The organism is Chryseobacterium shigense (genome assembly GCF_014207845.1).
Classification (GTDB): Bacteria; Bacteroidota; Bacteroidia; order Flavobacteriales; family Weeksellaceae; genus Chryseobacterium; species Chryseobacterium shigense_A.
In genome coordinates this window covers 413781-425642 of record NZ_JACHLC010000003.1, presented here as the reverse complement: position 1 = coordinate 425642, position 11862 = coordinate 413781, and the positions used below count along the sequence as shown (strand labels likewise).

General features: G+C 37.3%; 13 protein-coding genes and 1 tRNA gene. 4 read left to right on the top strand and 10 right to left on the bottom strand.

From position 1 onward, the window contains the following. Positions 1–134 precede the first annotated feature (134 nt). From HNP36_RS14790 to greA, 7 genes are all read right to left on the bottom strand, one after another. Positions 135–208 (bottom strand) — tRNA-Met (locus tag HNP36_RS14790). Positions 209–252: 44 nt separating this feature from the next. Further along, positions 253–1545, bottom strand: a complete 1293-nt coding sequence (locus HNP36_RS14785) for a peroxiredoxin family protein (RefSeq protein WP_184167514.1) — start codon at positions 1543–1545, stop codon at positions 253–255. Positions 1546–1606: 61 nt separating this feature from the next. Then, a complete protein-coding gene (locus HNP36_RS14780) occupies positions 1607–1828 on the bottom strand; it encodes a signal peptidase (RefSeq protein WP_184167511.1) in 222 nt (73 codons plus the stop codon). Between the two features lie 5 nt (positions 1829–1833). Beyond that, complete coding sequence (locus HNP36_RS14775) at positions 1834–3774, bottom strand: T9SS type A sorting domain-containing protein (protein WP_184167508.1); 1941 nt, start codon at positions 3772–3774, stop codon at positions 1834–1836. 76 nt (positions 3775–3850) lie between these two features. Next, positions 3851–5038, bottom strand: a complete 1188-nt coding sequence (gene clpX / locus HNP36_RS14770; RefSeq protein ID WP_184167505.1) for an ATP-dependent Clp protease ATP-binding subunit ClpX — start codon at positions 5036–5038, stop codon at positions 3851–3853. Positions 5039–5098: 60 nt separating this feature from the next. After that, positions 5099–5488, bottom strand: a complete 390-nt coding sequence (locus HNP36_RS14765; RefSeq protein WP_184167502.1) for an HIT family protein — start codon at positions 5486–5488, stop codon at positions 5099–5101. Positions 5489–5547: 59 nt separating this feature from the next. Further along, a complete protein-coding gene (greA, locus tag HNP36_RS14760) occupies positions 5548–6018 on the bottom strand; it encodes a transcription elongation factor GreA (protein WP_184167499.1) in 471 nt (156 codons plus the stop codon). Between the two features lie 110 nt (positions 6019–6128). Between greA and HNP36_RS14755 the strand changes: the two genes are divergently transcribed. From HNP36_RS14755 to HNP36_RS14740, 4 genes are all read left to right on the top strand, one after another. Then, positions 6129–6584 carry a hypothetical protein gene (locus HNP36_RS14755; RefSeq protein ID WP_184167496.1) on the top strand — a complete coding sequence of 152 codons (456 nt, stop codon included), beginning with the start codon at positions 6129–6131 and terminating at the stop codon, positions 6582–6584. Then, positions 6585–7034, top strand: a complete 450-nt coding sequence (gene dtd, locus HNP36_RS14750; protein WP_184167493.1) for a D-aminoacyl-tRNA deacylase — start codon at positions 6585–6587, stop codon at positions 7032–7034. Between the two features lie 125 nt (positions 7035–7159). Further along, on the top strand, positions 7160–8812 hold the full coding sequence (locus HNP36_RS14745; protein WP_184167490.1) for a S8/S53 family peptidase: 1653 nt from the start codon (positions 7160–7162) through the stop codon (positions 8810–8812). 54 nt (positions 8813–8866) lie between these two features. Then, positions 8867–9262 (top strand): ACT domain-containing protein, encoded by a 396-nt coding sequence (locus tag HNP36_RS14740; protein WP_184167487.1) that lies wholly within the window; start codon positions 8867–8869, stop codon positions 9260–9262. 63 nt (positions 9263–9325) lie between these two features. On the opposite strand, the gene HNP36_RS14735 is transcribed toward HNP36_RS14740, so the two are convergent. Genes HNP36_RS14735 through HNP36_RS14725 form a run of 3 tightly spaced genes read right to left on the bottom strand, consistent with a single transcriptional unit; the run spans position 9326 to position 11809 of the window. Continuing rightward, positions 9326–9838 carry a hypothetical protein gene (locus tag HNP36_RS14735; protein ID WP_184167484.1) on the bottom strand — a complete coding sequence of 171 codons (513 nt, stop codon included), beginning with the start codon at positions 9836–9838 and terminating at the stop codon, positions 9326–9328. A gap of 52 nt (positions 9839–9890) precedes the next feature. Next, positions 9891–10430, bottom strand: coding sequence for a hypothetical protein (locus HNP36_RS14730; protein WP_184167481.1), 540 nt, complete (start codon positions 10428–10430; stop codon positions 9891–9893). 5 nt (positions 10431–10435) lie between these two features. Continuing rightward, complete coding sequence (locus tag HNP36_RS14725) at positions 10436–11809, bottom strand: DUF4173 domain-containing protein (RefSeq protein ID WP_184167478.1); 1374 nt, start codon at positions 11807–11809, stop codon at positions 10436–10438. Between the last annotated feature and the right edge of the window lie 53 nt (positions 11810–11862).

Sequence of the window (11862 nt, the reverse complement as noted above, 5' to 3'; positions counted from 1 at the left end):
CTTACGAATCTTAATACATTTGAGCCAAGGAATATATTTTAAATTCAAAAAAGACCTGTGTTATATCAAAAATCAAGGCACAAAAAAACTCTCTTTTTCAAGAGAGTTAAATTGCTGATTACAGCCTTTATTTGTAGCGAAGACGGGAATTGAACCCGTGACCTCAGGGTTATGAATCCTGCGCTCTAACCAACTGAGCTACCTCGCCGTTTTGGTGGTGCAAATATAGAAAATATTTGCTTACTACCAAAATTATTTCAACTTAAAATATTCCAAAACATTGCCCACGTGGTCTGGTTTATTGATTATCTTATTGTTAGCATCTAAAATAAAATACGTAGGTGTTGCATGAACATTATAGGTATCTACATAACTGCTGTTCCATCCTCTTAATTCGGAGTCATTGATCCAGGGAAAAGCAGCTATCTTTTGTGTGTAGGAAGTTTTGTCCGTATCTAAAGATAAACCTACAATCTGTATATTTTTTGCCTTTAAATCATTATACTTCGCTAAAAGCTGAGGCAGTTCACTTTCGCAATGTGAGCATGTGGACGACCAGAAAACAATGATCTTTTTATCAGCCTTTACATCGTGCAGTGATTTTGCAGATGTATTTACCGGAGACTGGAATTTAACGTTAGGGAATAGTGCTCCCATTTCAACATTGGCATTGGATTTTAAAGTGGATGCAAGCCTGTCAGTGATGGTACATTTAAGATTCTTTGCAAGTGTAAGATACTTGGTTTTGTACTCTTCCATGTCATAGGCATCAAAGATATCAATAAGCTCTGATAAAACGGTCTGCCCCCTTGGAGTTTCAACCTTTAAGCGCTCTAAAAGGGTGTCTACAGAACCAGTAACATTGGTATTCCCTCCTGAGTTAAGATATGAGACCAACACCGGTCTTAAAAGTGAAGAAGACTCAAGCATATCATTGGATTTATCCAGGAAGTTAACAATGTCATCCGGGGTAGTCTTTTTAGTCTGATCGGTTGAATTAGACAAAAACTTATTGTAATTGGTATTATAATAAGAAATAAACGGATGCTGGGCCGCATCAATAGTGTTACTCGTTCCGGCCAGTCTTTCTATTTCAGTTTTAAGGGCTTTACCGAAGTCTGTATTGTCCTTATAATATTCTTTGATCTGTGCGAGTGCGGGAAGGATAAGTTCTTTCTTCTGAGAACCTTCCTGCTGCTTACTCATGAGATCGTTAACTTCATCAAGATAGATAACATCTTTAACCTTATTATTCTGAACATCCATCTTAATGCTAACATTTTTATTCTCCGAAACAAAACTTACCGCATTATTTGAAGCAGGAAAATATACCTTCATCATCCCCATATAATGGTTTGGATATTTGAAGGTCCATGTATTATTCTTGCTTTGTTCTTTGGTAACGATTATATCTTTTGAACCGTTTAATGTATATAGAATAGCGTCCTGGTCTTTAAATTCTGCCGGAGCCTGAATTGTAACTGTAAACTGAGCCTGCAGAGAAAATGCAGATAATACTGCAGATAATATATATATCTTTTTCATAGAGTAAAAATAAAAAAACTCTCTGATTAATCAGAGAGTTTAATGGTATTTTAATAAAATTTTAGGCTTTTTGGCTCTTCAATTTTTTTGTATAGTACATAATAAATGCAATTGCAACAATCGATAGCAGATAAACATACATATCAATAGGTGATGCAGGTCCTCCAGGTCCTACAACGCCGGTGTTTCCTCCTCCTGGTACTGGTGGTATTTCATCATCTGCTTTGACTAGAAGTGTTCCGAAAAAGAAAAGAGCAAGTACTAGTTTATTAATAGTTTTCATAATATTTATTTTAAGATTTTAGTGTTAACGGTTTCTCCTTTATCAGAAACAATTTTTACAACATAAGAATTTTTTACAGCTCCATCAAGCTCTATTACAAAATCCCTAGATGCATCAACTGCCTTTTTAGAAATAACCAGTTTACCGCTCATATCATAAACTTCAATATCTGCCTTTTTCCAGTTTGGATCAAATCTAACAATATAGTTACTAACCGCTGGATTGTACACCACCAACGTTCTTGAAGGTGCTGTTGTATCTTTTGTTCCCAGTACTACATTGCTTGGTTCGCCATAATATAAATCATAAGAAGCAACAGCGTTAGGTGCAATTCCGTCTTGTGTTGCCGGCTGCAAAGTACCATTTGATGCTTTATAGTAGAAACCTACACCTGCGGATAACAAATGAGTTCCTGCTGGAACCAGCTCTCCGTTTTCTCTGATTTCAAATTTATATGATTTTACTTTACCGGTATCGTAATTTACCAGTTTAACGTTCTTACCTTTAAAGTTATTTTCATTGGCTTCATTAATATATAACCAATATTGACCTGTGTAGTTTGTATCATAACCACCATTCAAAGCTTCTTCAAATGTACCGATAATGTTACTTCCTGCCGTTGCCTGAACTGTAGTTGCTACAGAAGTCTGGTGACCAGTAACAGCACTCGGTGATACTACATAATATGTTCTTGCAATCTCTTTTCCGCTGGCATCTAAACCAATTACTCCAAGCTGTTTTATTGTGCCTTCAGTAACTTTTGCACCATTCCTTGCAGCATTAACATCGTAACCAACAGTTTCTGCTCTTGAGACACTTTTGAATCTTCTAAGAGTATTAAAATCCAATGTTTGAGGTACATTTGATCTTAATTTCAATACAAAAGTCTGCATTGGTTTAATCATTACACTTACATCACCAACAGGAATTTTTGTCGTTGCATCATAAGTAGTAATCAGTGCCCCAGTACTGTAAGCATTCCCTTGCGAGCCTACAACTACAGTTCCCGGATCATACCTTACACCCCAAATGTTACTAATATTATTACCATCACTAACTCCTCCGGACACCGGTTCTGGATATCCTATTCTCGATAAGTCGATATTCGTTAAGAAAGGATTTCCAAACTGGTAAATATTTTTACCATAAGAATTCAACCAAAGAGAGGCTGAACTTTCGAACTGATCCTGAAGATAAGTGTTATATCTTTCATTATACCCGTTAGTAGCATTACCATTGGTCCCAAAGTTAACATTCCCTCCATTTTGAAGAGTTACAGGAGCTGCCAATGTAGCATAAGGGCGGCCATTAATAGTATGCATAGCACTACTTACGTCTAAATTGTCATTACTAGACCCAAGCATAAAATACCCGGAAGGATCACTTGTAGGAACACTTAAATCTGTAAAATCAGCTACAGCTGCCAAGTTGTTCATGGTTAAGATTTCATTCCTGCTTCTTCTTACCGTTCCGAATGTTTTACCCAATTCAGTGGATAATGTACTTAAGGCTTTACCAAAGAAAGGCATACCAACTTGTTGATAGTAATTTCCAGTACCATGTTTCTTGGTTCTGAATTCTTTACTTACGATTCCAGTAATGTCGGTTTGACTTAAACCATTAACATATAACTGCCCGTAAGTAGATGCGTCGTCAGTATTTCCAGGAGTATTAAGCCTTAAAATGATGTTTCCACCATTAGTTTTAGGACTACCCGCTCCCGCTCCAGAAATTGTTTTAATAACATCTCCGGTAACACCTGCGATCATTACATTACCGTGAACGTCAAGGATACCATTATCTCTTGTCTGTACACCTCCACCACTGTAGACGAGGGTGCCTTCGCTCACATACATATTAGCATTAGTGTCAACATGACATAGTATCTGCGCCTGAACAGAGTAACTAATTGCTAAAAGACCTATAGCAAATAAACTTTTTCTCATTGTATATAATTATTTGTGTGTTAATACAATCTTCACCCGCAAAGGTAAGACTTTTTTTTAAAGAAAAAAAAATATTTTATTTATTAACAAAAATATTATCCTCCGTTAATACGATTTCTTTCTCTTCACCTATTGAAAACATATAGTCTTCCAGTACTTTTTCCGTTGTTCCCCTCAAGCCTCTGGCCCCTAATCCTTTTTCGATGGTTTCTTCTACAATCTTTTCAATAGCACCGTCTGTGAAAACCAAATTCGTGCCATCCATCTTGAAAAGCTCCACAAACTGATTGATGATGGAATTCTTAGGCTCTTTCATGATTCTTACCATCGTTTCTTTGGTAAGTTTATCCAAGTAAGTAATGATCGGGAATCTTCCTAAAAGCTCAGGAATCAATCCGAAAGAACGAAGATCAATGGCATTGATGTGGGTCAGTACGTATTCATCTTCATCAGTTTTGTTTATTTTTTCCGAACTGAATCCAATGGCCTGCTTATTCATTCTTCTTTCAATAATCTCTTTGATCCCGTCAAAAGCACCTCCTGCAATAAACAGAATATTTTGGGTATTTACCTGAATATATTTCTGATCCGGGTGTTTTCTGCCTCCCTGAGGCGGCACATTTACGATGCTTCCTTCCAGAAGTTTCAATAGTCCCTGCTGCACACCTTCTCCGGAAACATCTCTTGTAATGCTTGGATTATCAGATTTTCTTGCAATTTTATCAATCTCATCAATAAATACAATTCCTCTTTCTGCTTTTTCCACATCATATTCGGCAACCATAAGAAGCCTTGAAAGGATACTTTCCACATCTTCCCCCACATAACCTGCTTCCGTAAGAATAGTAGCATCTACAATACAGAACGGAACATTAAGCTCTCTTGCGATGGTTTTTGCCAGAAGGGTTTTTCCGGTACCGGTTTCGCCTATCATAATGATATTTGATTTTTCCAGTTCCACCTCCCTGTTTTCGTCCTGAGCATGAAGCAGTCTTTTATAATGATTGTATACTGCAATTGAAAGCTGTTTTTTTGCCTGATCCTGTCCAATTACATATTGGTTAAGAAATTCTTTGATCTCTTTAGGTTTCTTAAGCTCGTCTATATTGGCTGCAGGAGAAGCCCCTGTTTTAGAAACGCTGTCTTTTACGATAACATGCGCCTGTTCAATACAATTCTCGCAGATAAAGCCACTTTGCCCGGAAATAAGCATCTGTACTTCATTTCTTTTTCTGCCGCAGAAAGAACATTGGTTTGAATTCATACTATATAATATATGTTAAAGAAAATCGTAAAAAATTTCTTTTTTACGATTGTGTACTTTTTAAGAATTAATAATTGAGTTTTGGATCTCTTTATATTCTTCGTCTGTTAATTTCAGTCTTTCATTTCTGAAGTTCATATCTTCCATCTTGTTTAAAGGAATAAGATGGATGTGTGCATGAGGAACTTCAAGTCCTACTACAGCTACCCCCACTCTTATACAGGGTACTGCATTTTTAACCTTTTTGGCAACCTTCTGGGCAAATCCCCAAAGATTTTTATATTCTTCGCTTTCCAGATCAAAGATCAGATCAACTTCTTTTTTAGGAATTACCAGTGTATGTCCTTTTACCAAAGGCATAGCATCAAGAAATGCTATAAAATTCTCGTCCTCAGCAATTTTATATGAGGGGATTTCACCGTTAATAATCTTCGTGAATATACTGCTCATTTTTTAGAAGTTAAATATTAGATGTTAGAATAATTTAATTCCGGACATTATTCCGAAAACTATAGAGTGATGTCTAATACCTCGAAAGACAGTTTGTTCCCGTTTGGCAATGTAATATCTGCCGTTTCGCCAATTACTTTTCCCAGTAATCCTTTTGCGATTGGTGTATTCACGGAAATCTTACCTGTTTTAAGGTCGCTTTCATTATCCGGCACTAATGTAAACACCTGCTCCTGATTAGTAGCATTGTTTTTAAGTTTTACCGTAGTAAGGATTGAAACCTTTGAAGTATCTAACTGACTTTCATCTATGATCTTGGAATTTGCAATAACATCTTTAAGCTTGGAAATTCTCATTTCAAGCATACCCTGAGCTTCTTTAGCAGCATCATATTCAGCATTTTCAGATAAATCTCCTTTATCTCTCGCTTCTGCAATCTGCTGGGTGATTTTTGGTCTTTCTACAGTTTCCAACTGTTCCAGCTCAGCTTTCATTTTTTCTTGCCCCGCCTTTGTTACATAGCTTGCCATAATTTTCTAAATTTAGTTTTGGTATAAAAAAATAATCCGACATTTGCCGGACAATGTTTTGCGTGTTATAATCGTTTAACTTTTACAAATATATAAAAATTTAAATTGAAATGAAAAAAACTTTTTCAATCCTATCTATTTTAACACTACTGATTTTCAGTAATTTAACCATAAACTCATGCGGAAGCAGGGAAGATACTGTAAACTGTTTCCCCAACAACCCTATCAACGTAACTTTAAACCTGAATCTGCCTGCCTATAATAATCTTAACTATGACGGAGGCTGGATTTATGTAAATGAACAGCAGTCCGGAACAAGAGGCCTGATTATAGTCCGTGCCGGAGATACATTTAAAGCATATGACAGAAATGCTCCCCATCTTTGTCCTGATACCAATACGACCCTTGAGGTAAAGGATAATATCAGTATTCTGTGTCCTAAAGACAATACCCGCTGGATTTTGAGAACGGGACAGCCGGAATCAGGAGCGGCCACTTCCCTTCCTCCTAAAACATATCCGTACAATTATGATGCTGCCAGTAAAACCTTAAACATTTATTTCTAAATGAAGATTGTTATACAAAGAGTTTCCGAAGCCTATGTAAAAGTAGACGGAAAAATTGTAGGGGAAATCGGAAAAGGGCTAATGCTGTTGACAGGAATTGATGAAAATGACGAAAAATCTGATGCAGACTGGCTTGTTCAGAAAATCTTAAATCTGAGAATATTCGGTGATGAAGATGATAAACTTAATCTTTCCGTAACAGATATTGCGGGAGAAATTTTATGTATCAGTCAGTTTACCCTCATTGCAGATTATAAAAAAGGCAACCGCCCCTCTTTCATCAAAGCGGCAAAACCGGACAAAGCCATTCCTCTTTTCGAATATTTTAAAGAAGAGCTGGCTAAATCAGGATTAAAAACAGAAAGCGGAATTTTTGGCGCAGATATGAAAGTCTCCCTGATCAATGATGGTCCTGTAACAATTGTGATGGATTCAATCACAAAAAGCTGAAAAACGTTACGATGCATTGGCTAAAAAATTAAATAATTGAATCATTTCTTAAATTTCACAAAAATGTGATTAATATTTCTCGTTAAAATTATATATTTGGTTTACAACCATTTAATATTAATATTATGAGAACAAAATTTAGACTTTTCACATTATGTGTCTTCATTTTCCTGCTTTCTTTCGGGCAGAAGAATGACCGTTCAAATTCTAACATTTATGTATGCTTTGCAAAAGAGATTGCTTCTGAAAAAGCTGCACTCACTAAAAATCCGGCATTAGCGGAATTTGTTAAAGTAAATGAAATTTCTTTTGTTAATGATCTCGGTTTTGATGACAGAAAACTGGAAGAAATGATCAAAAACAGCAAAGCGAATGGCAACTCAGGTGAATCCGTTGAAAAACTGAAACGAATTTTCAGAGTAAATTTTCCCCTGCTAAACAATGAAGATGCAGAAAAAACAGCCCGTATCCTCGAGAGGTTCCCGGAAGTGGAATATGTTTCTGTAATGAGCAGCACCCCTATCGAACCGCCATCCGTTAAGGCATTCGTAGCAACTCCCGATCTGGAAAGCCTGCAGACTTACCTAAATGATAATCCCGGGATCAATGCAAAATATGCTTGGTCCAGAGGCATTACAGGTCAGAACATCCGTGTACGTGATGTAGAATATGGCTTTTACAAGACTCATGAAATGCTATCCAATCAAAATTCTATCCAGCTGGAAACGGGATATTCTCCCAATTCAGGGTTGTCGGGAAATAATTACCGGGACCACGGAACTGCTGTAGTAAGTATTTTAGGTTCTGTGAAGGATAATATCGGGCTTTCCGGAGCTGCTTACAGTGCTTCTGAAATCAAAGGATATATGGAATGGACTACCGTTGGTTACAACAGAGCGGCCGCAGTAAGCAGATCCATCAATGCATCGCAGGCCGGTGATATTATTTTATATGAAATGCAGACAGGCGGAAAAGACGGTCAGTACTGCCCTGCTGAATATGACAGTGTAATCTGGGACCTGACAAAAGCCGCTACTGATTCCGGAATTATCATTATTGCAGCAGCCGGAAACGGGAATCAGAACCTGGATGATCCTTTTTATGCTTCTTACATGGCAAGAGGAAACAGTGGAGCAATTATCGTTGGTGCAGGCTCTCCCAATACCACGCACTCTAAACTGAGCTTCAGTACCTATGGAAACAGAGTGGATGTACAGGGTTGGGGAAGCAATGTTCTGGCTGCCGGATATGGATCCTATCAAAAATATGATAACGACAACAACAGAACCTACAATTATTTTAGCGGAACAAGTTCTGCGACTCCTGTTGTGGCGTCCGCAGCTATTCTGATCCAGTCTTTTTACCGTCAGACCACAGGCCAGTATTTAAGTCCTGCAGCTATGAAAAACCTGCTGATATCTACCGGAATTCCTCAGGGCGGAACTGTTGCCGGACAGAAAATAGGTCCTTTTCCTAATGTAAAAAATGCAATACTGCAACTGGAAAGCAACTCTTTACTTACAACAAAAAAAGCAGAGGTCGCGCTTCCTTTAGAAATCAAAATCTATCCTAATCCTGCTACCGGCTACATTACTATTCACAGCAATGAAGGTAAAAAAATGGATTTTGAAATGATCAATATGCAGGGAAGGACAATCAAAAAAGGTTCAGTTTCTGCGGGTGAAAAAATTGACATCTCTGATCTTCTGACCGGGCAGTATCTTATCAACATTATTGAAGGACAACGAAGAGTCATTGAAAAGTTTACCAAATTATAACTCAAATAATAAAACCACAGAAATAATGTATATTGTCTCTTTAATTATTGAAAAATGAGCGGAGAAAAGGATTTACAACAGCTTTTAAAAACTATGAAACCCAAACATAACACAGGCGATTATGTTTTTTGTACGGTCAAGGATATTGGAAATGTTGATTTGAACCGGACTGAAATGTTTTTCAGGGAAGAGGAAGGATTTACAGTCATCCTCAAAAAAGAAATTGCGGACGGATTACATCTGGCATATTCTGTGATAATGTCCTGGATAACATTAACTGTACATTCTTCTCTGGAAGCTGTGGGATTAACGGCTGCTTTTGCAAAAGCCCTTTCAGAGAATAGGATCAGCTGTAATGTAGTGGCAGCTTATTATCATGACCATATTTTCGTGAATAAAAAAGACCGTGAAAAAGCTATGGAAGTGTTGACAAAATTATCAGAGCAATAATCATATTAAAACAATAGGCCGGCCTTTCCAGGCCGGCCTATTTTATTTCTATTTATTCAAAAACTAATTTGCAGGAACGCTGTTGAAATTAAGCGCTATTTTAAGCGTCATATCTGAACTTGTCTGATTTTTCAGCTCATATACTGTTCTTACCGTAAGTCCTGTACTTTTCACAACCTCATCCAGATATCCGGTGTCGTTTATATCAAGATTCAAACTGGAGGAATCGGTTGTTATACCGGATCGTGATGCTACAAGTTTTTCACCTGTTCCGCTGGAAGAAACATACACTTTTACAGATTTAAGGGCACTTAGGTTTCCGCCTGAAGGAGAAACAACAGAAATTTTGGCATCGGAAATCCTTACATCCTTAATCTTCGCATTGTTATTTCCACCAAACCATGTCTGTACATTTGTGGCTGTAGAAGTAGATGAAACCTCTTTATCCGAAGGTACTCCCGTAGAAACCAAAACATTGGCTGTATAAGGGAATGTATTCTGAACGAGCGATTGCACAGTTCCGCAACTTACTGCCAATACAGAAACGGCCGCTGTCATTAAAAATATATTTCTCATAACTTTAAACTTTAGGATTGAGTTTGCAGAAATTATACCAAAATGGTGAATTTTATTCCACACTTACATTAAAACCCCCTTTCGTATTACCGGAAGCCATATTGCTCTTTCCGATAATCAGCCACACTTCTCCTGACTCTTTAATATCATAGGAAATTTCCCTGCTGAAAGGTCCGTCATACTCTCCGTTTGGAAGCCTGATCTGGTTGAATCTGATATTAAAATCCTTTTCATTGGTAGAAATCCTGGCTTTAATTTCAGGTTTGTTGTAATTCGTCAGTTTTAAAATCAGTTCCTGCCCGTCTTTTGTAAATTCTTCACCCAATGTGAAAGGAAGCTGTGATGCATCTGCTGTTCTGATAATCTGACCATCTTTCTCACTTCTCATCACGCCTTTGCGCAGTACTTCTTTAGTGACGGGAGCATTGTTAATAATTGAATCTCTTTTTCTAAGCGATACTGAATCTGCTTTAGCCGCAGAATCCGGCATTTCTGTAACCATTACTGAATCTCTTCCGGGAGTTTCTGTTATGTTCGGTTCTTTTTTACATGAAATAATAATCAATGGAATTAACAGTAAGGATTTTTTCATAACAATTAATCTTTTAGTGTTTCAAAGTAAAGAATCTTCGAAAGGAAAGGCTTGTTTTTTTCTATATCAACTTTTTCCAGCACTTTCTTTTTAAGCTGCAGATCGTTTTTTTCTTCTGCATACTTCAGCAGTTTTCTTTCACTGAACCTGATCTGTTCCAGGTGATAGTTTACCACAAAATCTTTACGTTTCATATTCTGGGAAGTAATAATTCCGCCCCAGTTTACATAACTACAAGCCAAAATTGTTCCATAAAAATACCAGGCCATGGTATTGAACAGGAATGCATTTCTCTTTTTCTTCTGAATTTTAATGAAAGTAAGGGCCAGCCCAATGACGGACAAAAGAAGAAAAGCAAAAACTCCCAGCCTTTTATATGTATATCCGTAGCTGATTATATATTCATAGTTTTTCAACGCTGCGGAAAAGACGAGAATGGCATTCAGAATGATCCAGATCTTTGCAAGAAGTTTCATCATTTTAGCTTTAGGATCAAAATTGAACCCGGATTTAAAATAGAACATAATAACGAGTACAGCCATAACAATAGACATAATTACGGCATTGACCCTTTCATGCGTTTCTTCCGAAAGCTGAACCGGGGTTTTTGACACTTCATAAAACTGCTCGTAGTTGTAAGTAATGATAAAAAATACGAGTAAAATATTCAGGCAGAAGAAAGAGATCACACCGCTGGTTCTCTCCGCATCCAGATCAAGGAAGGAATAGGTTGCCTTCTGGATTGTATTGTTTTCCTGAAAATCATCATCCAGCAGTTGGTTCTTTTTATAGATGAATCTTTCCACCGCATAATTCCAATAGTTGAAAGCAATGAAAAACCCAAGAACGGAGAGTCCCAGCACATGCCATACGTTAATATCCAGTTCGTAATCTCTGAAAACAGCTGCAAAATGATCGCTCCCTGCCGAATAGATCCCGAAAAATATAGAGATAAACAACAGCGGAATAACAATAAAGGCTAAAGTTTTCTGCCATACACCGGAAATATTCTTTTTCGGGAGCCATTCATCAAAGCTGAAGAATCTGAAAATTGAGGTAAAGCTGTTGATGATAAATACGGGAATCAGGAACAGTATTTTCAGCTTTCTGTTCCGTGAACGGTACCCCAGCAGCAGCAGGGAACTTACAACCGCCAGCAGGGAGGGAAAGTCTCTGAACCATGCAAAAACAATACTTGACAGAATACTTGTAACAAAGAGTATCAGAAAAGTGCGGGTTTTGTTACTTTCCGAAGTTTTAAACCAGGTGAGCACCGCGTAAACAATACCGAGAATACCGAGATTCAAACCGATTTCCTGGTCATAGAACAGAATGACAAACAAGGCGGCTGTAAGGAATATATAATGATGTGTTTTCATAGTTTTAAAATTTGAAGATTGGGAAATTCAATAATTTAAAAATTAAAGAATTG

What these genes read in the sequence shown, in the direction of transcription:
- HNP36_RS14740 (WP_184167487.1), top strand. Translation starts at nt 8,867, where the DNA reads ATGAGCGGAGAAAAGGATTTACAACAGCTTTTAAAAACTATGAAACCC.
- dtd (WP_184167493.1), top strand. Translation starts at nt 6,585, where the DNA reads ATGAAGATTGTTATACAAAGAGTTTCCGAAGCCTATGTAAAAGTAGAC.
- HNP36_RS14745 (WP_184167490.1), top strand. Translation starts at nt 7,160, where the DNA reads ATGAGAACAAAATTTAGACTTTTCACATTATGTGTCTTCATTTTCCTG.
- HNP36_RS14775 (WP_184167508.1), bottom strand. Translation starts at nt 3,774, where the DNA reads ATGAGAAAAAGTTTATTTGCTATAGGTCTTTTAGCAATTAGTTACTCT.
- HNP36_RS14765 (WP_184167502.1), bottom strand. Translation starts at nt 5,488, where the DNA reads ATGAGCAGTATATTCACGAAGATTATTAACGGTGAAATCCCCTCATAT.
- HNP36_RS14785 (WP_184167514.1), bottom strand. Translation starts at nt 1,545, where the DNA reads ATGAAAAAGATATATATATTATCTGCAGTATTATCTGCATTTTCTCTG.
- greA (WP_184167499.1), bottom strand. Translation starts at nt 6,018, where the DNA reads ATGGCAAGCTATGTAACAAAGGCGGGGCAAGAAAAAATGAAAGCTGAG.
- HNP36_RS14735 (WP_184167484.1), bottom strand. Translation starts at nt 9,838, where the DNA reads ATGAGAAATATATTTTTAATGACAGCGGCCGTTTCTGTATTGGCAGTA.
- HNP36_RS14755 (WP_184167496.1), top strand. Translation starts at nt 6,129, where the DNA reads ATGAAAAAAACTTTTTCAATCCTATCTATTTTAACACTACTGATTTTC.
- HNP36_RS14780 (WP_184167511.1), bottom strand. Translation starts at nt 1,828, where the DNA reads ATGAAAACTATTAATAAACTAGTACTTGCTCTTTTCTTTTTCGGAACA.
- clpX (WP_184167505.1), bottom strand. Translation starts at nt 5,038, where the DNA reads ATGAATTCAAACCAATGTTCTTTCTGCGGCAGAAAAAGAAATGAAGTA.
- HNP36_RS14730 (WP_184167481.1), bottom strand. Translation starts at nt 10,430, where the DNA reads ATGAAAAAATCCTTACTGTTAATTCCATTGATTATTATTTCATGTAAA.
- HNP36_RS14725 (WP_184167478.1), bottom strand. Translation starts at nt 11,809, where the DNA reads ATGAAAACACATCATTATATATTCCTTACAGCCGCCTTGTTTGTCATT.